This window comes from Saccharopolyspora aridisoli (assembly GCF_004348445.1).
Taxonomy (GTDB): domain Bacteria; phylum Actinomycetota; class Actinomycetes; order Mycobacteriales; family Pseudonocardiaceae; genus Saccharopolyspora; species Saccharopolyspora aridisoli.
Genome location: NZ_SMKV01000004.1, coordinates 1 through 21,809, shown reverse-complemented (window position 1 = coordinate 21,809; position 21,809 = coordinate 1). Strand labels below are relative to the sequence as shown.

At 68.6% G+C, this 21,809-nt stretch carries 21 protein-coding genes and 1 tRNA gene; 13 read left to right on the top strand and 9 right to left on the bottom strand.

The window, feature by feature from the left end; translation table 11 throughout:
* Positions 1-1,048: 1,048 nt before the first annotated feature.
* Positions 1,049-1,486, bottom strand: a complete 438-nt coding sequence (locus E1161_RS04205; protein ID WP_132619772.1) for a hypothetical protein — start codon at positions 1,484-1,486, stop codon at positions 1,049-1,051.
* A 210-nt stretch (positions 1,487-1,696) separates the two neighbouring features.
* Positions 1,697-2,080, bottom strand: coding sequence for a helix-turn-helix domain-containing protein (locus E1161_RS04200; protein ID WP_132619770.1), 384 nt, complete (start codon positions 2,078-2,080; stop codon positions 1,697-1,699).
* 182 nt (positions 2,081-2,262) lie between these two features.
* Between E1161_RS04200 and E1161_RS04195 the strand changes: the two genes are divergently transcribed.
* From E1161_RS04195 to E1161_RS04170, 6 genes are all read left to right on the top strand, one after another.
* A complete protein-coding gene (locus E1161_RS04195) occupies positions 2,263-2,466 on the top strand; it encodes a helix-turn-helix domain-containing protein (RefSeq protein ID WP_235874772.1) in 204 nt (67 codons plus the stop codon).
* A complete protein-coding gene (locus tag E1161_RS04190; RefSeq protein WP_132619766.1) occupies positions 2,466-2,816 on the top strand; it encodes a WhiB family transcriptional regulator in 351 nt (116 codons plus the stop codon). The genes E1161_RS04195 and E1161_RS04190 overlap by 1 nt, the downstream gene beginning before the upstream one ends.
* Entirely contained in the window at positions 2,813-3,145 is a 333-nt protein-coding gene (locus tag E1161_RS04185) for a hypothetical protein (RefSeq protein WP_132619764.1), read from the top strand. The genes E1161_RS04190 and E1161_RS04185 overlap by 4 nt, the downstream gene beginning before the upstream one ends.
* Positions 3,142-3,834: a hypothetical protein gene (locus tag E1161_RS04180; protein WP_132619762.1), complete on the top strand. Its 693-nt coding sequence runs from the start codon at positions 3,142-3,144 to the stop codon at positions 3,832-3,834. Before E1161_RS04185 ends, E1161_RS04180 begins: the two co-directional genes overlap by 4 nt.
* A complete protein-coding gene (locus E1161_RS04175) occupies positions 3,831-5,972 on the top strand; it encodes an FtsK/SpoIIIE domain-containing protein (protein ID WP_235874771.1) in 2,142 nt (713 codons plus the stop codon). Before E1161_RS04180 ends, E1161_RS04175 begins: the two co-directional genes overlap by 4 nt.
* Positions 5,973-6,133: 161 nt before the next feature.
* A complete protein-coding gene (locus E1161_RS04170) occupies positions 6,134-7,900 on the top strand; it encodes a recombinase family protein (protein WP_132619760.1) in 1,767 nt (588 codons plus the stop codon).
* Here the strand turns inward: E1161_RS04170 and E1161_RS04165 are convergent.
* Positions 7,882-7,967: transfer RNA gene (locus E1161_RS04165), tRNA-Leu, on the bottom strand. The two genes, E1161_RS04170 and E1161_RS04165, sit on opposite strands and share 19 nt — an antisense overlap.
* A gap of 121 nt (positions 7,968-8,088) precedes the next feature.
* On the opposite strand from E1161_RS04165, the gene E1161_RS04160 reads away from it, so the two are divergent.
* Positions 8,089-9,441, top strand: coding sequence for a M20/M25/M40 family metallo-hydrolase (locus tag E1161_RS04160; protein ID WP_132619758.1), 1,353 nt, complete (start codon positions 8,089-8,091; stop codon positions 9,439-9,441).
* A gap of 58 nt (positions 9,442-9,499) precedes the next feature.
* Positions 9,500-10,459: a tyrosine-type recombinase/integrase gene (locus E1161_RS04155; protein ID WP_132619756.1), complete on the top strand. Its 960-nt coding sequence runs from the start codon at positions 9,500-9,502 to the stop codon at positions 10,457-10,459.
* On the opposite strand, the gene E1161_RS04150 is transcribed toward E1161_RS04155, so the two are convergent.
* Positions 10,434-11,087, bottom strand: a complete 654-nt coding sequence (locus E1161_RS04150; RefSeq protein ID WP_132619754.1) for a VOC family protein — start codon at positions 11,085-11,087, stop codon at positions 10,434-10,436. The genes E1161_RS04155 and E1161_RS04150 overlap by 26 nt on opposite strands.
* Positions 11,088-11,218: 131 nt before the next feature.
* Positions 11,219-11,581, bottom strand: coding sequence for a hypothetical protein (locus E1161_RS04145; protein WP_207920108.1), 363 nt, complete (start codon positions 11,579-11,581; stop codon positions 11,219-11,221).
* 98 nt (positions 11,582-11,679) lie between these two features.
* On the opposite strand from E1161_RS04145, the gene E1161_RS04140 reads away from it, so the two are divergent.
* The 3 genes from E1161_RS04140 to E1161_RS04130 all read left to right on the top strand — a co-directional run bounded on the left by E1161_RS04140 (position 11,680) and on the right by E1161_RS04130 (position 14,872).
* A complete protein-coding gene (locus tag E1161_RS04140; protein ID WP_132619752.1) occupies positions 11,680-12,540 on the top strand; it encodes a glycerophosphodiester phosphodiesterase family protein in 861 nt (286 codons plus the stop codon).
* Between the two features lie 105 nt (positions 12,541-12,645).
* Positions 12,646-14,052, top strand: a complete 1,407-nt coding sequence (locus tag E1161_RS04135; protein WP_132619750.1) for an MFS transporter — start codon at positions 12,646-12,648, stop codon at positions 14,050-14,052.
* Between the two features lie 481 nt (positions 14,053-14,533).
* Positions 14,534-14,872 carry an RNA polymerase-binding protein RbpA gene (locus tag E1161_RS04130; RefSeq protein WP_132619748.1) on the top strand — a complete coding sequence of 113 codons (339 nt, stop codon included), beginning with the start codon at positions 14,534-14,536 and terminating at the stop codon, positions 14,870-14,872.
* Positions 14,873-15,167: 295 nt separating this feature from the next.
* Here the strand turns inward: E1161_RS04130 and E1161_RS04125 are convergent, their stop codons facing one another.
* Entirely contained in the window at positions 15,168-15,941 is a 774-nt protein-coding gene (locus E1161_RS04125) for a polyprenol monophosphomannose synthase (RefSeq protein WP_132619746.1), read from the bottom strand.
* Between the two features lie 50 nt (positions 15,942-15,991).
* Complete coding sequence (gene lnt, locus E1161_RS04120; protein ID WP_235874770.1) at positions 15,992-17,548, bottom strand: apolipoprotein N-acyltransferase; 1,557 nt, start codon at positions 17,546-17,548, stop codon at positions 15,992-15,994.
* Positions 17,549-17,796: 248 nt separating this feature from the next.
* Here lnt and E1161_RS04115 point away from each other — a divergent pair, with 248 nt between their 5' ends.
* A complete protein-coding gene (locus E1161_RS04115; RefSeq protein ID WP_132619744.1) occupies positions 17,797-18,561 on the top strand; it encodes an alpha/beta fold hydrolase in 765 nt (254 codons plus the stop codon).
* A 110-nt stretch (positions 18,562-18,671) separates the two neighbouring features.
* Here the strand turns inward: E1161_RS04115 and E1161_RS04110 are convergent, their stop codons facing one another.
* Complete coding sequence (locus tag E1161_RS04110; protein WP_132619742.1) at positions 18,672-20,018, bottom strand: vWA domain-containing protein; 1,347 nt, start codon at positions 20,016-20,018, stop codon at positions 18,672-18,674.
* Positions 20,015-20,887: an AAA family ATPase gene (locus E1161_RS04105; protein WP_132619740.1), complete on the bottom strand. Its 873-nt coding sequence runs from the start codon at positions 20,885-20,887 to the stop codon at positions 20,015-20,017. Before E1161_RS04105 ends, E1161_RS04110 begins: the two co-directional genes overlap by 4 nt.
* Before the next feature lie 656 nt (positions 20,888-21,543).
* Here E1161_RS04105 and E1161_RS04100 point away from each other — a divergent pair.
* Complete coding sequence (locus tag E1161_RS04100) at positions 21,544-21,726, top strand: hypothetical protein (protein WP_207920090.1); 183 nt, start codon at positions 21,544-21,546, stop codon at positions 21,724-21,726.
* The last annotated feature ends 83 nt before the right edge of the window (positions 21,727-21,809 follow it).

Below are 21,809 nucleotides of genomic sequence, written 5' to 3'. Positions count from 1 at the left end.
CCTGGCCGAGTTCCACCCGGTTGCCGACCTGGTCGCCGACGACGGCACCACCATCGAGAACCACTACTTCCACCGCTACTCGATCGTGGTGGACGCACCCGGCACCTACGCCGACGCCATGGCGCCCATGGCGGCGACCGTGACCGTTGAGTGGCGTCACGGCATCGGCGACGTGATCAGCGCCCTGACCACCGCCGGCCTCCGACTCGAGTTCCTACACGAACACAGCCACGGCCACTTCCGTCTCCCCCGCAGGACAACGCATCCCGCGCGTCTACTCGTTGCAAGCAACGAAGGCCGGTTAGCGACCCCATGATAATGCTGGTCAAGGCCGCTCGTTGATGGCCGCCACGAGGACAATCGCTTCGCCGACGTCCACGAGCGGGCCGCTCGTGGACGGGATACGGTCCGGACCCGGACCGGTGTGCCACGGTTTTTCGCCCAGCTGCAAGCTCAATACGCCCTGGCTCCTTCCCATGGGTAACAGTGGCTCCAGTGCTGCCCACTGTGCGTCCTGTGTTCGCGAGTCCCCTCTATGTCGGGGAAGTCCCTCCTCCGGATGCCTGCAACTAACCGCCTCGACCATCCGACAGTGGGTACTCCACGGATGCACGTCTCGACGGAGGTTCACCTCTTGACGCTCGCTGTACTGCGAGCTGGCAGCAGACGTACGTCGGGAGCTGGTGGGCGCTTGCCACGTTCGAGCTAGACGAACCGCTCCGGGAAGCCCGGCCTGGCCGCCAAGCAACTAGTTCCGGCGACGGCCGTGAAGCTCCGGTAGCGCCCCGATTTTACCCCCATAGATTAACGAGAAGCGTCCGGAAACGTCGGGCAGCGATTGGCATTTTGGCCCGTTGACGCGTACTCGACGTAAAGCGGCGTGCCCAGGATGAAGTCATCGAAGATGGCGAGAACCCGAGCGTGTCCGAGCAGGTCGACGCCTTCAGGGTGGCGAGCCGGCTGGTGACGGCTCGACGGATCGGCAGTGTTGGTGCGGGCGGGACCATCCTGTACGTGCTCCTGGTGCAAGAGCGCTCAGGCAACTTGCTCAACGCAGCACGTAGTACTTGCCGAGCACCTCGGCGACGCTGCGCTGATCAACGCGCCCTCGGCGGCTTGCCCTGGCCTCCAGTTCGCTCACGTCGAGGCGTGCCAGCCGCGTCGCAACCTCCTTGCGTGCGGTCCCAGGCGTCCAACCTGCGTGCGCGTCCAGCCATTCGAGAGCTGCTCCGATGTCGGGGTCAGCGCTCAGTCGCTTCTCGGCGTCGGCCGCTGCGGCTTCGTCGACCGCTGGCTCTGCCGGGGCATCGGTGGGGTCCTTCACCAGCTCCGCGAACCGGGCCTTGATCGCGTCGTCTTCTTGGGCCAGGGCCGTGTCCAGGGTGCGCTGCATCTCGGACTGCGGCCGACGGTTCGGCTTCTCGTGCCAGCCGGCGACCGTGCGCAAACCGATTCCCAAGTGGGCGGCGAACTCGTCGTTGCTCATTCGCATCGCAGCCTGCAGTGCGCAGGCAGTCCGCCCCGTCCAGCTGGACACCAAATTTATCGCGTTCGGCCCTTCGCGGTGGGGTTGTGCACTGGTTGAGCATCGGTTGAGCACTGGCTGAGGGGTTTTCGTGCATCGGTTTCCCGGCGGATTCGGCCTGGAATTGGAGGCATGGAAAACGAAGCAATCAGCAAGCGGAACCACCCGGCGCTAACGGTTCTTGCGGACATGTTCGATGACCGTCGCGAGGTCGCCCTTGAGGTCGTCGAGCCGCTCGGTGATCTCTTCCATGCGCTGCTCGAGCGAGTCCAAACGGGACCAGACCGTGTCCGCGCTGTCCGTGATCGGTTCGTCGGTTTCGGGCGGCTTTCGGCCCTGCAGCAGGAAAAGCAGGTGCTGGGGGTGCCAGCCGAGCGCGATCGACAGCGACTCCAGCGTGCGGGCGCTGCGTCTGCGCTCCACAACGTGGTGCTGGATCTCGCGGACGATCGCCTGCGAGACGTTCGAGCGCTCCGCGAGCTCTCGCTGTCGCCAGCCGAGCTCGTTCACGCGCTCGTTGATGGCCTTGGCCACCGCCGCCCAGTCTTCCGACACCTATTCCTCCGCGCTCCGCCTTCGCGCAGAGGTTAGCCGTTCCGTGACGCATTTCGTGACATGACCGCGCCTGAAAGGGCGTGGCCCGGATTTCTCATGCTTATCGAAAGCTGAAATCAACTAATCAATGCTGAAATCAGCTTCTCAAATCTTTCGAAGGGCTTTCTCCAATGGGTACTTCCATGCCGAAAAACGGGCGCCGTGACTTCTACTCGGTCCGCCGGGCCGCCTGGATCCTCAACCTTCCGTCGTCCGCCGTCTCTCGTGCCATCCGCGTCGGCGAGCTGCGGGCCGAACCCAGGAACGGTCGACTCCTCATCCCCGCGAGCGAGCTGACCCGTCTTCTGGCCGGTGCCGCGGTGGCGCAGGACGGAGGTCAGAAGTGATGACCTCCTACAACGACCTCTGGCTGATCGGAATCGCGTGGCGGCTCGACCGCCTTCGCTGGGCACCGACAGCGCTGCTCACTGGCTGCGTGCGCGGTAACGGGCTCTGCATGGCTGAGTTCCCAGCCGACGTACCCGCCTGGCTGGACCAGCAGCTGACCGACCGCGATCTCGCCGCTGCGATGTGTCAGGGCTGCCCAGTCGCAGACGAATGCCTCGAACTGGAGCTCCGCTCCGGCGGTGCCGACACCGTCAATGTCTGGGGTGGGCTGTCGGCGGACGACCGTCGGGAGCTGCACCCGCACTGGCTTCGCCGCGGCGAGCGTGCCGAGAGGGGTGTTGCGCGATGATGCTCCAACTGACCCCCGTGGAAGTCCTGGCCGTGCTCGGCGGCTTCTTCGCGCTGGTCATGGTGTGGCGGGCGAGTGCGAAGGCCACCCGGCGTGCCAGCGAAGCCGCTCGCACGAGCGTCCGGCTGATGTCCCTGACCGGGCGTGTCCTGGTCACGGCTGCGGCGATCGTCGGCGTGCAGTGGATCGTGATCAAGCATCCCGGCAACGAAGGACTGCTGCTCGCGGTGCTCGGTGTCCCTGCGCTGTTCGCGTCGTACACGCTGACCAGGGCGCTGACCGTGACCGCCGTCGACATGCCGCAGCAGAAGAAGGGGCGGCGTCGATGAGCGCCCCGCAGACAGCGGGTGAGCGGCGCCAGCCGCTCACCCGCCCAGACGCCGAAGCCGTTGAACAGGTGCGCAGGCAGGTCGACCGGTTGTGCTGGAGCGGAATCCTGCTCGGCCTGGCGTTCACCATGACCAACGTCCAGAGCTTCGCTGCCAACGGTGCCGCGGCCTGGTCGCTGCCTTGGCTGGCCGCGTGGCTGCTCGATCCGATGGTGTCGCTCGTGCTGCTGGCGATCCTGCGGGCCGAGCAGGTCACCGCCCGGTACGGGATCCGCACCGGTGGCTGGGTTCGTGGCGCGAAGTGGTTCACGCTCGCGGCCACGTATGTCATGAACACGTGGGGCGCCTACGCGGCTAGAGCCGCCGACATGGTGGTTCTGCACTCCGTGCCGCCACTGGTCGTCTTCGTCGCTGCCGAAGCGGTCACGGATCTCCGGGACAAGCTCACCGCAGCTGTCCGCGCTGGATCCGTGGACGCCGACAGCGAGCTGGTGCCGGAGCCGGTGGTCCCTCGTTCACCGGACCCCAAGCGACGCATCTCCTTCGACGAGTACCTCACCCGGGCACGCGAGGCATGGCGTCCGGACACCACGGTCACGCCGGCCTGGATCCGCAAGGTCACAGGCTGCTCGCGCGGACTGTCGTCCAGGCTCGCGGCTGCGCTGACCGCGGAGATGGAGCAGCGATGAACGAGAACATGACGCCTGCTCCGGTGATGCCCCGCGAGGTGGAGCGCCACATCTTCGACGCCGAACTCATCGACGACGTCTCGGAGTCCGAACCGCAGCTCACCCGCCGGCAACGGTTCATGAACTGGTGGCTGCGTTCACCCCGTGTACCTGCGGCGCTGAAGTCACGCCAAGCCGCCAAGCACGCGCTCATGGACGGCCTGTCGTTCCTGGTCCGCTCACCTTGGTGGTTCGTCCGGTCAGTTGCCCGTGGGCTGGTGGCTGCGGTCCGCGGTTGGCGGCAGTGGGTCCGCGTTCACGACTACCGCGAGGCCGCCGAGCAGTCCGAGAAGCTCGCGGACAAGTTCGTGGAGATCCGTGAACTCACCCTGTTCCGCTGGAAGGTGACCGGTGCGGTCACGTTGGCCGCCGGAGCGGTGCTCGCGGTCGGGTACGCGGTGTACGGCGGACACGCGATGTGGGCTGCGACTGGATTCTGCGCGGTCGGGTTGGCCGTGTACGGACGACGAAAGGACGGAGCGCCCGGACGCAAGCCGGTGCTCGCCGGTCCGCGGACGCTGACCTGGACGATGGATCCGCAGGTCCTCGTCGACGCGTTCCGGGACGCGAAGCTCATCGGGAAGGATGAGTCGCTCCGCCTCGTCGAACGCGCCGCCCACGACGGCTCCGGGTGGGCGGTCACCGTCGACCTCCCCGCAACGCGCAAAGCTGCCGACGTCATCAAGCGCCGCGAAGCACTGGCGTCGGCTCTGGCGGTGGATGAGCTGCAGCTGATCGTCGAGCGAGTCCGGGCGAGAGGCGGTCATGCCGGCCGGGTGTTCCTGTGGGTGGCTGACGAGGATCCGTACTCCGGGCCTGCGCTGCGGTTCCCGCTGCTGGATATGGAGTACTGGGATGCCTGGCGGGCGATCCCGTTCGGGAGGGACGCGCGCAGTCGACGGATCGATCTACAACTGGTGTGGACGTCGCTGATCGTCGGATCGATTCCTCGGCAGGGCAAAACCTGTGCCAGCCGACTGCCCGCCGCAGGGCTGATCCTCGATCCGTTCACGCAGCTGTACGTCTTCGATGGCAAAGGCGGAAAGGACTGGCAGGCAGCAGAAGCCGTCGCCCACCGCTACGTCTGCGGTGACGAGCAAGAACAAGCGGAAGCCGTCCGCGATCACCTGGTCGAGTTGGTCGCCGAGGTGCAGGCGCGGTTCTCGCGGATGTCCGCGCTGGACGACGAGATCTGCCCGGAGTCGAAGATCACCCCGGCCATCTCGCGGGACCGCGAACTGGGCATGCCCATCACCGCCGTGATCATCGACGAGGTCCAGGTCTACCTGGAGAACCCGACCAAGGAGGAGATCGGGGGCAAGAAGACCACGCTCGGCGCCTACATCGCCGACCTGTTGACCTACCTCGCCCGGAAGGGACCGGCTGTTGGCGTCGTGGTCATCCTGGCTACGCAGCGACCGGACTCCAACACCATCCCCTCTCGGCTGCGTGCAGTGCTGGGCTCGCGCTTCGCGCTGCGGGTGATGGACTGGCGGGACTCCAACATCGTCCTCGGTGAGCAGATGAACACCCGAGGCTTCGACGCCTCGACGCTGCTGCCCAGCCACAAGGGAGTCGGCATCCTCCGCCCCGACGGTGAAGCCGACTCCGGCGGCGACACAGTCGCGGTGACGGTCCGGACCTTCTACATGGACAACGCGGAGTGGCGATCGATCTGTGAGCGCGGCCGGACGCTGCGAGAGGCGGCGGGCACCCTGAGCGGCCACGCGGCCGGCGATGACAGACCGCGCGCGATCGATCGGGCGGCCGTAGTCAAGGCGCTGGGCAGCGGACCAGACGGATCCGACCGCACGCTCGTCGAGCTGCCTGAGCCGCTCGCCTCCGTCGTCGACCACCTCGGAGACGAGCTCGACCAGCGTGAGTTCGTGCCGAGCGCCGAACTGACCGAAGCGCTGGAAGTCGACCCCGGCACCTTCGCCAAGCAGATGGGCCAGCTCGAATGCCGACCGACCAGGCACCGGATCCCGGACGAAACCGGTGAGCTCCGACGAGTGCGCGGCTACTTCACCGCCGACATCCGAACCGCCATCGATCGGGTATCTGATGAAATCAGCTCAGCAGGCGATTCGGAGGGCTGATCAGCAATGACGGCCGACGATCGAGACCCGGATGCCATCACGGTACGGGTTCCAGACGATCTGCCTGTGCTAACACCGGAAACGAGCCGCATAATGCTAGCAATACTGATCGAGCTGACCGAGGTCGAGGCTCCGGATAGGCCTCCGGGCGAAGGGATCACATGACTGTTGAAATCAGCGGAGACCCCTGGTCGACGCTAGATGAGCTGCTCGGTGTCGACGCGGTCGAGCCTGTCGAGGAAGGGATCGGGCTCGTGGCGTTCTACGGACGCTGCTCGACCGAGGACAACCAGGACCCCGAAACATCACTGGGATGGCAGCTGGGCAACGCCAGCAAGTTCGTCGAGCCACTGGGCGGCACAATCGCGGCCGAGTACTTCGACGTCGGTCAATCGCGGTCAGTGCCGTGGGAGCGGCGCCGCGAGGCCCAGCGCCTGTTGGCGGCGCTGAAGGACCCGAACCGCGGGTGGAACGCCGTGGTCGTGGGCGAAGGGACTCGGTGCTGGTTCGGCAACCAGTTCTCGCTCATCGCTCCGAAGTTCGCCGCCCACGGAGTCGAGCTCTGGGTACCGGAGCTGGCCGGCAAGTTCGACGAGCGGAATCCGTCGCACAAGATGCTGATGAACGTGCTCGGCGGCATGAGCGAGTCGGAACGCCAGCACGTGCAGGCCCGGGTGCGGGCGGCCATGGATGCACAGGTACTCAACGAAGGACGCCATCAGGGCGGTCGGGCGCCGTACGGCTACAAGGTCGTGGACGCCGGCCCGCATCCGAACCCATCGCGCGCCGCCGACGGATACCGGCTGAAGGTGCTCGCCATCGATGAGGAAGTCGTCGACGTCGTGCGCCGGATCTTTGCCGAGTACCTCAGCGGCAGGGGAGACCGCGCGATCGCCAACGGGCTGAACCGCGACGGCATCCCGTGCCCCTCGGCTCGGCGGCCGGAGCAGAACCGGCACCGGCTGGCCGATGGGTGGCAGGGCAGCACGGTCCGGGCGATCCTCGAGAACCCTCGCTACACCGGCTATGCGTTCTTCGGGCGCTGGACCCGGCAGGAGCAGCTCATCGATTCGGACGACGTGGCCGCTGGGTACGTGATCCGCTTCCGCCGAGCAGGTAGCGAGTCTGTCGTGCGCTCCCGGAAGCCGGCGCATCCGCAGATTTTGAGTGTTGAGGACTTCACCCAGGCTCAGCTGCTGCGCCGTTCGAAGGGCGCGGGCAAGTTGCGGGCCGCCCGCAAGCTCGAACGCAGCGGGCGCCCGACGAAGCGGACGTACTTGTTCCGAGGTCGGGTCCGATGTGCGGTGTGCGGGCGGAAGATGGAGGCCAGCCCGAGGGCTCATGGCATGTACTACCGGTGCCCGGCCCGGACGCTCGCCCCGGGATCGCCGGTGCTGGCCGAGCACCCGCCAGCGGTGTACCTGCGTGAGGACCTCCTCAGGGAGTCCGTCAACGGGTGGCTGGGTGGTCTGTTCGCTCCGGAGCAGGTCCATCAGACGGTGGCGGCGCTGGTCGAGTCTCAAGAGTCGGACGGGGCCTCGTCTGCGTCCATCGAGGCGACCAAGACGCGATTGGCTGACGCCGAGGCCCGGCTGCGCCGGTTCCAGGACGCGATCGGTGCCGGAGTGGACCCCGCCGCGCTGACCGATGTGATCAACACAGCCCAGGCGGAACGCGCGGCCGCTCGCGCCGAATTTGAGAACACAATGACGACCGGCGGAGCGATCTCCGAGGCCGAGGTCTACGCGATGGTCGATTCTCTCGGCGACGCCGGCGCGGCGCTGTCGAGCTCCAAACCCGAGCGGCTGGCCAGCCTCTACGAGTCCGTTGACCTGCAGGTTCGCTACGAGCCGGGTGAGAGAGCTGCCGAAATAAAAATTCACCCGGCGAACCGGGTGAATAGTGTGCGTGTCCGAGGGGGGACTTGAACCCCCACGCCCATTAGTAGGGCACTAGCACCTCAAGCTAGCGCGTCTGCCATTCCGCCACTCGGACGCCTCGGGTCTGCCGCCGTTTCCGGGGCGTTCCCGCTGTGTTGTGTGTATAGATTAGCTCATGGTCGACTGGGCTTCGCGAGGACCCCCCTGTTGGGCGCAGCGGGTGATAGGAATGCCTGGTGAGCGAGCACAACGGGATCTCCGGTACTGATCAAGACGCGGGGTTGGCGCTGGCGCAGGACGAGGTCGTTCAGCTGGCCAGTGACCTGATCCGCATCGACAGCACGAACACGGGCGACGCCGACACCCTTGTGCCTGAGCGGGCTGCGGCCGAGTACGTGGCCGAGAAGCTAGGCGAGGTCGGCTACGAGGTCACCTACGTCGAGGCCGGCGACCAGGTGGGGCGGGCGAACGTGGTGGCGCGGTTGCCAGGGGCCGACCGCTCCCGGGGCGGCTTGCTGGTGCACGGGCACCTCGACGCGGTGCCCGCGGACCCGGCGGAGTGGTCGGTGCACCCCTTCTCCGGGGCGGTGCAGGACGGCTACGTGTGGGGGCGCGGGGCCGTGGACATGAAGGACATGCTGGCGATGAGCCTGGCCATCGCCCGTCGCTACAAGCGGGACGGCATCGCGCCACCGCGCGACATCGTCTTCGCGTTCCTCTCCGACGAGGAAGCGGGCGGGTTCCAGGGTGCGCAGTGGCTGGTGGATCACCGGCCGGAGCTGTTCGAGGGGTGCACCGAGGCGATCAGCGAGGTCGGCGGCTACTCGCTGACGCTCAAGGACGGCGTGCGGGCCTACCTGGTGCAGACCGCCGAGAAGGGCATCCGCTGGCTGAAGCTGCGCGTGCGCGCGCGTGCGGGCCACGGGTCGATGGTGCACCAGGACAACGCGGTCACGCAGCTGTCGGAGGCTGTGGCGAAGCTGGGCAAACACCGGTTCCCGCTGGTCATGACCGACAGCGTGCAGGAGTTCCTGGACGGGGTCAGCGAGATCACCGGCTGGGACTTCCCGGAGGAGGACCTCGAAGGTTCCGTGGCCAAGCTCGGCAACATCTCGCGCATCATCGGGGCGACGCTGCGCGACACCGCCAACCCGACGATGCTCACCGCCGGTTACAAGCACAACGTCATCCCCTCGGTCGCCGAAGCGGCCGTGGACTGCCGCATCCTTCCCGGCCGGGAAGAGGCGTTCGATCGGGAGCTGGCCGACCTGCTGGGGCTGGACGTCGAGCGCGAGTGGGTCGGGCTGCCGCCGGTGGAAACCAGGTTCGAAGGCCGGCTGGTCGAGCAGATGCAGGCCTCGCTGCTGGCCGAGGACCCCGGCGCGAAGGCCTTGCCCTACATGATGTCCGGTGGCACCGACGCGAAGTCCTTCGCCCGGCTGGGCATGAACTGCTACGGATTCGCGCCTCTGCAGCTGCCCGCCGACCTGGACTTCTCCGCGCTGTTCCACGGTGTGGACGAGCGGGTCCCGGTCGACGCGCTGAAGTTCGGCGTGCGAGTGCTGGACCGCTTCATCCGCAACAGCTGACTGTCGGTCCCGTCTGGTTACATCTCCCGTAGTTGATCATCGTGTCGGGAGGTGTGGCGTGGACTTGGCGCGCTTGGTGGAGAGCTACCTGGAGCACTTGCAGGCGCGCAAGCTGGCGGCCAACTCGCTGCGCGCCTACCGCCGCGACCTGGAGTCGGTGGCCGGTGAGCTCGCCGAGCTCACCGGCACACCGGTCGAGGGAATCGCGGTCGACGACCTGGACCCCTCGGTGCTGCGTTCGGCGTTCGCGCGGTTCGCCGCTCGGCGTTCGGCGGCCACGGTGACGCGGGCCTGGTCGACGTGGAACGGTTTCTTCGGCTTCGGCGTCATCGAAGGCGCGGTGTCGGGCAACCCGATGCAGGTGGTTCCCAAGCCGCGCAGCGCGCCCGCCACGCCGAAACCGCTGCAGGGGGAGGAAACCCCGGAGCGGCTGCTGCGCCAGGTGGCCGCGGGGGTCCGCAAGGCCCGAAACCCTTGGCCCGAACGCGATCTGGCGATCCTGGCGACCCTGCTGTGCACGGGTGTGCGCTCGGCGGAGCTGCTTGAGCTGACCGTGGCGTCGCGGGCGGGCCGGGCCGGTGACCGACGGCTGCACGTGCAGGGCAAGGGAGGCAAGAGCCGGTCGATCCCGATCGAGGACAGCCTCGACGGGCTCATCCAGACCTACCTGCGCACCCGCAAGCAGCGCTTCGGCAACCGGCTCCCCGGCGCCGAGCCGCTGTTCGTCGACCACCGGGGTGAGAAGCTCCAACGCGGTGGCCTGCAATACCTGGTGCGGCGGTCGTTGCAGGCCGCCGGGGTGTCCGACCGGGTGCAGCCCGGGGCGATGGTGCACGCCCTGCGGCACACCTTCGCCACCCGGCTCGCCGAGGACGGGGCCAGCGCCGCCGAGATCGCCAAGCTGCTCGGCCACTCGTCGATGAACTCCAGCCAGACCTACATCGACGTCACCGCCCGCGAGCAGCGGCTCTCGGTGAAGGCCAACCGCACCCTCAGGGTTCTGGGCGAGTTGGGTTAGCCCAGGTGGAGGTTTCGGCGAGGCCGATGCGGGCGCCGGAGTCGTCGGTCAGCAGCATGGCCTTGCCGAGCGCGGGGTGGTCGATGCGTTCGACCTCGCCGCCGCGTTCGGCGGCGTACTCGGCGACCTCGTCGAGGTCGGTGACCGCGAAGTAGCACAGCCAGCCCGGATTCCCGGCGGTCTCGCTGCGCCCGGCGATCGCCCGCCCTCCCGAGACGTAGGTGCCCTCCTCGACGGTCCAGCCGAGGGTGTCGGCCCAGAACGCGTCGGCGCGGGCCGGTTCGGTGGTGGCCAGCTCGGCCCAGCACGGTTCTCCCGGGCGTGGTTCCGGTGCCTGCGGGCCGTGCTGGACGCGTCCCTTGGTGACTTGGGCGAGCGCGTTGTCCGGCCCGGCCAGCGAGCAGTCCATGGGGGCGCCGGCGAACACGAGGCGGAAGCCGGGGATCTCGTCGGCGCGAGGTGTGCGGATGAAGGCGCAGCGGCGGTTGCCGACCCAGCAGTCCAGTCCGGAGTTCACGGGCACCGGCGACCAGTCGAGCACGACTCGGTAGAAGACGGCAGCAGCCATCGGATCGCGACTGAGCAGGTCGACGCGACGCAAGCCGCGGACCGAAGGACTTGCGGGCACCGTCGTTTCCTCGCCACCGGGGATCAGTTCATCTTGCCACCCGCGCAGGCCGGCACAATGCTCCGTTCGTCCCAGGGCGGGAGCGGCCCCCTCGTGGGTCGTACCGGGTGCGCGTGGTGGTGTTCGGGAGTTCAGCGCAGGCGCTCTAGCTCAGCGGCGACGTCCACGACCTGGGCCGCGAGCTTGCGCAGGTCCGACCGGTCGGCGGCGTCGTCGACCGCGGTCACCACGTCCTCGGCCGCGCAGCGCAGCTGGAAGAGGCGATCCTGCAGATCAGCGAGCTCGGCGGCCGAGAGCACCACCGAGTCCTCGGGGAGCCCGCCGCGCTGCACCGCCGTCCTGCGCTCGTAGGCGCGCTGCCGGCAGGCCTGCGCGCAGTACAGGCGTGGCCTGCCTTGCCGTCCGGCGTCGGGTACGCGCCTGCCGCACCAGGCGCAGTGACGCACCTGGCGAGCTCGTCGGGTGGGCTCGACGGAGTTGTCCACGGTGATCACGTTAGTCAACCCCGGTGATCTTGGTGGTGGCGCCACGCCGACTCAGACGCCACCGGCCCGACACCAGCCGGTCACTCGGGTGCGGCAGAGTGGCGTCCGTGACGCATCCCTTCCTGGACGGGCCGTGGCCGCGCGCGTTCGCCCACCGCGGCTGGCACCTCGGCGATCTGGCCGAGATGGAGAACTCGCTGAGCGCCTTCCGCGCCGCCGCGAATGAGGGCTACCGCTACATCGAGACCGATGTGCACGCCACGAGCGACGGTGTCGTCGTCATCCACCACGACGCGTCGCTCGCCCGAACCACCGATCGCGACGGCGACATCGCCCAACTGCCGTTCTCGGAGGTGTCCCGCGCCAGGATCGCCGGGCGGGAACCGGTCGCGAGCCTCGACGCGGCGCTGGAGGAGTTCCCGGACTTGCTGTTGAACATCGACGTCAAGGCCGACAGCGCCGCCGGGCCGGTGCTGCGGACCGTGCGCAGGCACAACGCCTGGGACCGGGTGTGCTTGGCCTCGTTCGTCGACCGGCGTCTGACCCTGCTGCGCAAGGTCGGCGGTCCGAGGCTGCTGACTTCCACCGGCCAGCGCGGCGTTGCCGCCCTCTGGGCTTGGTCCCGACTGCCGTTGGCCCCCTATCGCCGGGGGGTCACTTCCCTGACCGGATTTCAGTGGAAGTCCGGACTCCGATTTCCACTGAGATCCGGTCAGGGGGGTGAGCGGGGGTTGATCCGGGGCGCCGCTGTGCAGGTTCCCGCGCGGCACCAGGGGCTCGAGGTCGTCGATGAGCGGTTCGTCGGGCTGGCTCATCGGTGGGGTGTTGAGGTGCACGTGTGGACTGTCGACGAGCCCTCGGAGATGCTGCGGTTGCTGGACCTCGGCGTGGACGGGCTGGTCACCGACCGCCCGGACCTGCTGAACCAGCTCCTGCGGGAGCGCGTCGGAGAGCCCGCCCGGAGCTGAGCGGACGAAGGATCTCCGAACGTGCGCGAGTGCGTCTCACGCGGGAACCGGTAGCCAGTATGGTGCCTCCAATCGAGTGATCCACTCCGCGGAGGACCGAACGGGATGAGCGTGATGGACAGCGAAGCGGCACCGGGAACCGCGCAGCGCCGCCGGGAACAACGCGGGTGGTGCTGGTACGACTGGGCCAACTCGGTCTTCCCGACGTCGGTGACGACGGTCTTCCTCTCGCTCTACCTGACCTCGGTGGCCACGGCCGCGGCCAAGGCCGACGTCGCGCGCAACGGGCTCGACGCCTGCGCGGGCGACAACTCGCTGGTCAACTGCGACATCTCGATCGTGGGACTGACCTTCCCCGCCGGTTCGCTCTGGGGCTACCTGCTCTCGGTGGCCACCGTGGTGCAGGTGGTGGTGCTGCCGATCACCGGCGCGATCGCCGACCGGACTCAGAACAAGCGCCTGATGCTGGCGCTGTTCGCCTTCGGCGGCGCGATCACCACGGGGCTGCTGGCGCTGGTGGCCGGGCAGAACTGGCAGCTGGGCGTGGTGCTGTTCATCATCGGCAACATCTGCTTCGGCGCCTCGATCGTCGTCTACTACTCGTTCCTGCCGGAGATCGCCGATGCCGACGAGCGCGACAACGTCTCCACCCGGGGCTGGGCGATCGGCTACCTCGGCGGCGGCACGGCACTGGCGCTGCACCTGGTCATCTACCTCGGCCACGACGCCGTCGGCCTGTCCGAATCCGCGGCCGTGCGCCTGATCTTCTTCTCCTCGGGCATCTGGTGGGCGGTGTTCACGCTGCTGCCGCTGACCGCGCTGCGGCGCCACAAGGCCGTCGAGGGCGGTGACAAGGGCGCCGCAGCGGTCACCGCGGGCTTCAAGCAGCTGATCGGCACCCTGCGCGAGGCCAAGCACTTCCCGCTCACGCTGGCGTTCCTGGGCTCCTACTGGATCTACACCGACGGCATCTCGACGGTTTCGCAGGTCTCGGCTCAGTACGGCAGCTTGGAGCTCAAGCTGCCGCAGGACTCGCTGATCGTGACGCTGCTGATCGTGCAGTTCATCGCCTTCGTCGGTGGCGTGCTGCACGGCGTGCTCGCCCGCCGCATCGGCGCGAAGAAGACCATCCTGGTCAGCCTGGCGACCTGGCTCCTGGTGCTGGTGGCCGCCTACTTCGTGCAGGCCGGGCAGGAGATGCAGTTCTACGGGTTGGCCGTGGGAATCGGCATGGTCCTCGGGGGCACCAATGCGCTGTCCCGTTCGTTGTTCAGCCAGATGATCCCACCGGGCCGCGAGGCCGAGTACTTCTCCCTCTACGAGGTGGGGGAGCGCTCGACGTCGTGGCTGGGGCCGCTGGTGTTCGCCGGCGTCGGGCAGGCGACCGGTTCGTTCCGGCTGGCCATCATCTCGTTGGTCGTCTTCTTCGCGGTCGGCCTGGTGCTGATCGCGCTGGTGCCGGTCCGCAGAGCCATCGAGGCGGTGGGCAACCGGGCACCGGAACTCCTCTAGCGCGTGTGCGCAGAGTGATCAGGCGTGTTCGTCTCGCGATCGAGCGGGCATTGCTCCATGCTGGTGATCTAGGAGTGCTCGGGAATCCGCAGGAACGGAATATGCCAGTACGCTGCGTTGTGATCACGGGGGAGGATCATGGCACTACGATCAGTCACGTGGCGGATGAAGGGATCGGCCGTAAGGGTCGTGATCTGCATCCCACAATGACTAACGATCCAGGGTCCTGCTTGGCGATGGTGACCGGACATCTGGCACTATCACCCGTTCGAACCCACTTGTAGATTGCTGTCGGGAGAACGCACCACGAACGCCACTCGACCGCGTCTCTAGGAGGACAGCCGTTGTTGACGGGTGAACAATGTCACCGACGGCGACCAAGCAACACGACGCCGGGAACAGACGACGGGTACTCCGTCGTTGCACACGGTGAGCACAACCGCTCGGGCTCTCAGCCCGGGCCGAAGGGAAAGGAACCGTCATGGCCGACCGCGTTCTGCGTGGCAGCCGGCTCGGAGCTGTGAGCTACGAGACCGACCGTAACCACGACCTCGCACCGCGCCGGACGGTGCGCTACGCCTGCCCCAAGAGCCACGAGTTCGAGGTGCCCTTCTCCGACGACGCCGAGGTCCCGCCGACTTGGGAATGCCGCCTGCACGGCACCGAGTCGAAGATCATCGACGGCAACGAACCGGAGCAGAAGAAGGTCAAGCCGCCGCGCACCCACTGGGACATGCTGCTCGAACGGCGCACGATCCCGGAGCTGGAAGAGCTGCTCAACGAGCGACTGGAGCTGCTGCGCGCCCGTCGCGGCCGGTAGAACTCACACACAGGCATGGCAAGCGCCCGGGCACTTCTCGCTCGGGCGCTTACGTGTGTGTCCACTGATCAAATACTCTGTGGTCGTTGTGCTCAGCGGTGCGGGTAGCGGAACCTGACACGCCTTCTGGCTCCGGGATCCGCGACTTGAGTATGTCGATTACGCGGCGCTGCGGCTGTCCTCCCCGAGAAGACGTGTCAGAACCCGCGGCGGTGCCGGTTGCTCAGGTGGTGAACTGAGGAACCGGCTTCACCGGTTGCCTCACGTTGGGGGAGTGGCGAGTGCCGCGCCTGGTTCAGGGGAGCAGGGAGCGGATTGCTCCTGCTGCTTGGGTGCCTCTGCGGCGCAGGCCCCACTTGGTGACCCGGAGCAGGGCTTCTCGCACGACCTCCGCGTCCATCTTGGAGGCGCCGAGCTCTCGTTCCACGAAGGTGATCGGGACCTCGACGACCCTGAACCCTGCCTCGACCGCGCGCCAGGCGAGGTCGACCTGGAAGCAGTAGCCCTGCGAAGCGATGTTGTGCAGCTGGACCGTCTCCAGGACCTCCCGCCGGTACACGCGGTAGCCGGAGGTGATGTCGTTGATCGGCACGCCCAGTGCCAGCTTCGAGTAGACGTTGGCGCCCCGGGACAGGAACTCCCGGTACCAGGGCCAGTTCACCGTGCGGCCGCCGGTCACGTAGCGCGACCCCAACACCACGTCCGCGCCGGTCCCGCTGTCACCGACCATGCCGATCAGGCGCGGCAGGTCCTCCGGGGCGTGCGAACCGTCGGCGTCCATCTCCATGATCGCCGTGTAGTCGCGGGCCAGCGCCCACTCGAACCCGGCGACGTAGGCGGCCCCCAGGCCGGCCTTCTCGGTACGGTGCATGACGTGCAACCGGTCGTCGGAAGCCGCCAGACGGTCGGCCAACTCGCCGGTACCGTCCGGGCTGCCGTCGTCGACCACCAGCACGTTCGCCGCGGGCAGCGCGTCGAACAACCGCCGCACGATCGGTTCCAGGTTCTCCCGCTCGTCGTAGGTGGGGATCACCACCAGCACCTTCTCGGCCGGGGCTTGCCTCGCCATCCACATCCTCCTAGCCGGTCACCTGGACCGGCCGTGCACTCGTACGTCGTTCAGGCGTCGGACTTCCTCGACCGCCACCCGGCAGCCGCGATCGCGCCCACCCCCAGCACCGCCAGTGTCCACATCGGAACCGAGCCGAGCTCGGTGGCCGGCGTCCGGTTCGCCCGCAGCGGAACCTCGGCGGTCAAGTTCTCCTCGGTGAACAGGTCGGTCTGCGCGGTCACCGAACCGTCCGGCGCCACCACCGCGCTCACCCCGCTGGTGGCCCCCACCAGCACCGCCCGGCCGGTCTCCACCGCGCGCAGCCGGGACATCGCCAGCTGCTGGTAGCTCATCTCCGAATGCCCGTACCAGGCGTTGTTGGTGGGCACCGCCAGCAGCGTGGCGCCCTGGGCCGCGGCCGGGCCGAAGACGTCGTTGTAGGCGACGTCGTAGCAGACGCCCACGCCCAGCTTCAGACCCGCGACGTCGATCACACCCGGTTCCTCGCCCGGCGTCATGTCCGACTGGAAGCGGTCCACGAAAGGGCTGACCAGCCGCGCGAACTCCCGCATCGGGATCGTCTCGGCGAAGGGGACCAGGTGCTTCTTGACGTAGCGGTCGCCGAACCCTGTTCCCGGATCCCAGCGCACGACCTGGTTGTGCAACCGCCCGTCGCCGTCCTGGCCGAGACCGCCGACGACCAGCGGCACGCCCAGCTGGGAAGCGATCGCCGACAGCTCCGGGTCGGTGCGCGAGGGGCCCCAGCTACCGACCTGCTCGGGGAACAGCGCGAAATCGGGTCGTGCGACCCGTCCGGCGCGCACGTCGTCGACGAGCTTCTGCGCCGCGCGCACGTGGTTGTCGTGCAGGACCTCGTCCTCGTAGAGCAGGCCCAGACCGAGGTTGGGGGCATTGCCCTGCACGATGGCGACCCGCGCGGTCCCGGCGTTGGCGTCGGTGCCCACCAGCGGCCAGCACGCCAGCCCGCCGACCAGCGGCACGGCGATCGCGGCCACCGGCACCGCCCAGCGACGCGGGGCGCGCACGAGCTCGGCCAGACCACCGCCGATGAGGGCCACGGAGAAGGAGACGAGGGTCGTGCCGCCGAGGGCAGCCAGCGACAGCAGCGGTCCGGTGTCCTGGGTGAAGGCCAACCGGCCCCACGGGAACCCGCCGAAGGGGAACGCAGAGCGCACCGACTCGGCCGTCACGAACACGGCCGCCATCCACACCGGGGCCGTGGGGAGGCGGCTGACCAGCGCCATCCCGGCACCGGCGAGCCCGATGAACAGCGCCTCGACCGCGGCCACGCCCAGCCAGGGCCAGGGGCCGAAGTCGGCGCCGAGGAAGTCCTGCAGCCAGCCCAGCAGCGGCAGCAGGAACGCGAAGCCGAACACCACGCCGTAGCCGAAACCGGCGCGGACCTCGCGGTGGCGCACGACGGCGGCCAGCACGGCCACCGCCAGGGGAGCGACCCACCACGCCTCGCGCGGCGGAGAACCGGCGTAGAGGGCGAATCCGGCGGCGGTCACCGCGACCAGGCGCAGCGCCCAGGCGGCCCGTCGTCCGGGGGTGCGGGGATCCGGCTGCGCGACGTCCTGCGCAGGAGCCGTGGGGACTACCACCCGACCAACCTTCTCGGTGCTTCCGGCCCCGCCCGGGACCGCCAACGTTGCCGCGTGCCCAGGCACGCCTCCGCCCAAATGTACGCGCCGAGCCGGGTGCGCTCCGCACACAGGCCCTGAGCAGGCGATTGACCACCGAGTGTGACGCCGCTCACCCTCGATCGGCCCGGTGATCATCGATGCGCCCGCGGGAAGCGCACCTCAGCGATGGTCGCGTGACGACCGACCGATCGATTGGGAGGGGACCGATGAGCACCGGACACGAGGAGATCGGCGACGGAGCGCACCCTGTTATCGCGCTGCACGGCTGGTTCGGCTCGGCGGCTGCCTGGCGGGTCCTGCACCCGCACCTGGACACGAGCCGGTTCCGCTACGTCTTCCCCGACTACCGCGGCTACGGCGCGCGCATCGACGAGGCGGGCGAGCACACCCTCGCCGAGGCCGCCGCCGACGTCCTCGCGCTGGCCGACCGGCTCGGGCTGGACGCGTTCTCGTTGGTCGGCCACTCGATGGGGGGAGCGGTGGCACAGCGGGTCCTGGCCGACGCACCGCAGCGGGTCCGGGCGCTGGTCGGCATCTCCCCCGTCCCGGCAGCCGGTGTGCCCTTCGACGAACAGGGCTGGGCGCTGTTCTCCGGCGCCGCCGACGATCTCGCCAACCGCCGCGCCATCATCGACCTGACCACCGGCAACAGGCTCACCGCGGTGTGGCTGGACGCGGTGGTCGAGCACTCCCGGCAGCACTCCGACCCGGCCGCCGTCGCCGACTACCTCAACGCCTGGGCGAAGACCGACTTCCACGCAGAGATCGAGGGGAACCCGGTGCCGGTCAAGGTGATCGCCGGAGAGCACGACCCGGCCCTCGGCGAGGACACCATGAAGGCCACCTTCGCGCAGTGGTACCCCAACTGCGATCTCGAGGTCTTCCCCAACGCCGGGCACTACGCGATCGACGAAACCCCGATCGCCCTCGCCACGACCCTCGAACGCTTCCTGTCCACCAGCGCCCTGTAGGCCCTGCTGAAAGGTGCGGCCTCAGCAGCTGTTCCGGAGTGGCGCAGGGAAGTCCAACGAAGCCGCTGCCACTGGCGCCGAAGAGCAAGGCGAAGCTGACCTCGGCGGGGTCAGACGGGCAGGAGGGTGGAGACCAGGTGGGACAGGCGCCTGGTGTTGCGGCACTCGTGCATCTCGGCGATCCGGGCGTAGTCGCGGGCCGCGGAGTCGCCCGTCGACCAGCGCAGCTCCGGTTCGGGGTTGAGCCAGAACACGTGGCGGGCTCGCTGCTTGATGGTGTGCAGTGCTTCGAGGTTGGGGTTCCAGCCGTTCGTCCTGGCGTCGCCGAGGACGAGGACCGACGTGCGCGGCCCCACCGCGTCCAGGTACTCGTCGGTGAACTCGGCCAGCGCGTTGCCGTAGTCGCTGCTGTCGTGCCAGCCGGTGACCGCGGCCTCGGAGAGGATGCTGCGCCCCAGCTCGACGGGATCGGCCGCGCCCGGTTCGATCATGCGGGTCACCTCGTCGGTTCGGTTGACGAAGGCGAAGACCCGGACCTTGCTGAACTGGTCGTGCAGGGCCTGCACCAGCAACATCGTGAAGTTGGCGAATCCGGCGACCGAGCCCGAGACGTCGCACAGCAGAACGATTTCGGGCCGCGCCGGGCGGTGGTGCGCGTACACCGGGCGCAGCGGCACGCCGCCGGTGGACAGCGATCGGCGCAGCGTGCGTCGCAGGTCGATGGTTCCCCTGGCAGCGCGGCGCCGCCGGGCGGCCATGCGCGTGGCGAGCTTGCGCGCCAGCGGCTGCACGGCACGGCGGAGGTCGGCTAGCTGGTCGCGGCCGGCGTTGAGGAAGTCGACCTGGTCGGCGCTCGGCGCGATGGCGTGCTTGGCGACGTGGTCGGCGCCGCGCAGTTCCGCGGAGCGGCGACGCGCCTCGGTGCGGACGCGCTCGCGGAAGGTGTCGATGCGGCGTCGGATCTCGTCGCGGTCGAGCCGATCGGTGAAGTCCTCCGCGGCTTCACCGCGCATCGCAGCGAGCACTCGGGCCAGCAGCGTCTGGGGCTGCAGGCGTTCCAGCGTCTGGTGCGCCGACCAGCCCTGCGGGCCGTCCGAACCGCCGAACTGCCCGAGCGCGTCCACCGCTTCCCCGGCCAGCGCCCCCAGCGCGCCCGAGTCGTCGCCGGCCAGTGCTTGCACCAACCGCTGTTCGAGGTCGGATTCGTCGCCGTTTCGGGCGCTTTCGGGCGCGCCCACCCCTGCGGGGAAGTAGAGGTCGAACGCGGCGTCGAAGACCTCGCGCTGACCGTCGGCGCGCACCAGGGCCGCGGCCAGCCCCTCCCGCAGGCGTTCCCGGTCGGCCATCCCGAGGACTTCCAGAACCGCTGCCGCGTCGACGGTTTCGCCCGGACCGATGCGCACGCCCTGCTCGCGCAGCGCCCCGGCGAAGCCGACCACGCGGGCCTGCAACGTCATGGCACGACCATCTTCTCGGTGGCGCGGCGGACGTCGTCCTGGTGCTTGAGGATCACTCCGAGGCTGTCGCGCACCACGTCCTCGTCGAGGGTGTCCGCGCCGAGCGCGAGCAGCGTGCGGGCCCAGTCGATCGTCTCAGCCACCGACGGCGACTTGCGCAACTGCATACCGCGCAACGCCCCCACCACCTCCACGACCGATCCGGCCAGCGCCTCGTCGAGTCCGGGAACCTTGAGCCGCACGATGCGCTGCTCCAGCTCGGCGTCGGGGAAGTCGATGTGCAGGAACAGGCAGCGGCGGCGCAGCGCTTCGGACAGCTCGCGGGTGGCGTTGGAGGTCAGCACCACGAACGGGCGCTGCGACGCGCTGATCGTGCCGAGCTCGGGAACGGTGACCTGGAAGTCGCTGAGCACCTCCAGCAGCAGCCCTTCGACCTCGACGTCGGCCTTGTCGGTCTCGTCGATGAGCAGCACCGTCGGCTCGTCCCCGCTGATCGCCGTCAGCAGCGGCCTGGACAGCAGGAACTCCTCGCTGAAGATGTCGGTGCGGGCCTCGTCCCAGGTCTCATCACGGCCCGCGGTGATGCGCAGTAGCTGCTTGGCGTGGTTCCACTCGTAGAGCGCCCGCGCCTCGTCGATGCCCTCGTAGCACTGCAACCGCACCAGCCGCGCTTCGGCGACGGCGGCGACGGCCTTGGCCAGTTCGGTCTTCCCGACTCCTGCCGGACCTTCGACGAGCAGCGGTTTGCCGAGCTTGTCGGCGAGGAACACCGTGGTGGCCACGGCGGTCGAGGCCAGGTAGCCGGTCTCGGCCAGCTTCTCGACGACGTCGTCGACCGACTCGAAGATGCCCGTTCGCCCGTCGGTCACCGCACGCTCCCCTCGCCGAGTTCCACACCGAACGGTTGCTCAGCACGCGCACCCCTGTCCAACGGAAGTGATGGCGGTCACCCGCAGCCGAAAGCGGTTTCGTGCAAGCCCGTCGCGCCGCCGGGCACGACGCCCTGACGCGCTTCGGTCTGCCTGGCGTCACCTGCTGCGGCCGGGGGGAGTGGCGTGGGTGGAGGTCGAGCCGCCCAGCGCCGGGGTCTGGCGCGGCACCGGACGCGTCGTCGGCGTGGGGTGGCGCGGCCGCACCTTCCGCTGGGCGCGGGTCGGCGCCGACGCCATCGTCGCCCCGGGCGCCGGTGCCAGCGCGCGGGTCGTCGGGTCGACCAGCGCTGGTTCGCCGCGCTGGTCGCCGCTGCTTGACTCGCGGCGACCGGAGCAAGAGCATTCCGCCTCGCGTGGGACGTACGTCCAGTGTGGACGATCAAGAAGAACGGCACGGGCGAGGAGGAATCGGACTCGTCCGGTCAAATGTCCTCGTTCGGCTGTGATTTCGATCCGAATGGCATGGGATCTCGACCGAATTGCTCGGGATCGTACCGCTGATCACCGAAGGTCCGTTTTTCCATACAGTATTCTGCATCCACTGGTCCCAGCACAGGGGCAGGGCGCGCAGCGAGCGGTGTGAGGGGACGCGGATGAACTTCCCGGTGTGGGTGTGGGCGGTGACGCTGGTCGCGTTGCTCGGCCTGATCGCGGCCGACCTGCTCGTGGTGGGGCGGCGGCCGCATGCCGTCAGCGTCAAGGAGGCCAGCCTGTGGGTGACCTGCTACGTCGCGCTAGGGGGTGTCCTCAAAGTGGGTGTGGGTGACCTGGTTTGATCTTGGTTGATGGTGCGTAGGCATGAGCTGACTGATGAGCAGTGGCAGGTCATCGAGCCGTTGTTACCGGCCTCGGGTGGCGG

Excerpts from the sequence above, each read along its gene's own strand:
- E1161_RS04170 (WP_132619760.1), top strand. The coding sequence starts at position 6,134 with ATGACTGTTGAAATCAGCGGAGACCCCTGGTCGACGCTAGATGAGCTG.
- E1161_RS04195 (WP_235874772.1), top strand. The coding sequence starts at position 2,263 with ATGCCGAAAAACGGGCGCCGTGACTTCTACTCGGTCCGCCGGGCCGCC.
- E1161_RS04190 (WP_132619766.1), top strand. The coding sequence starts at position 2,466 with ATGACCTCCTACAACGACCTCTGGCTGATCGGAATCGCGTGGCGGCTC.
- E1161_RS04100 (WP_207920090.1), top strand. The coding sequence starts at position 21,544 with ATGAACTTCCCGGTGTGGGTGTGGGCGGTGACGCTGGTCGCGTTGCTC.
- E1161_RS04175 (WP_235874771.1), top strand. The coding sequence starts at position 3,831 with ATGAACGAGAACATGACGCCTGCTCCGGTGATGCCCCGCGAGGTGGAG.
- E1161_RS04185 (WP_132619764.1), top strand. The coding sequence starts at position 2,813 with ATGATGCTCCAACTGACCCCCGTGGAAGTCCTGGCCGTGCTCGGCGGC.
- E1161_RS04135 (WP_132619750.1), top strand. The coding sequence starts at position 12,646 with ATGAGCGTGATGGACAGCGAAGCGGCACCGGGAACCGCGCAGCGCCGC.
- E1161_RS04125 (WP_132619746.1), bottom strand. The coding sequence starts at position 15,941 with ATGGCGAGGCAAGCCCCGGCCGAGAAGGTGCTGGTGGTGATCCCCACC.
- E1161_RS04110 (WP_132619742.1), bottom strand. The coding sequence starts at position 20,018 with ATGACGTTGCAGGCCCGCGTGGTCGGCTTCGCCGGGGCGCTGCGCGAG.
- E1161_RS04115 (WP_132619744.1), top strand. The coding sequence starts at position 17,797 with ATGAGCACCGGACACGAGGAGATCGGCGACGGAGCGCACCCTGTTATC.
- E1161_RS04180 (WP_132619762.1), top strand. The coding sequence starts at position 3,142 with ATGAGCGCCCCGCAGACAGCGGGTGAGCGGCGCCAGCCGCTCACCCGC.
- E1161_RS04130 (WP_132619748.1), top strand. The coding sequence starts at position 14,534 with ATGGCCGACCGCGTTCTGCGTGGCAGCCGGCTCGGAGCTGTGAGCTAC.
- E1161_RS04205 (WP_132619772.1), bottom strand. The coding sequence starts at position 1,486 with ATGAGCAACGACGAGTTCGCCGCCCACTTGGGAATCGGTTTGCGCACG.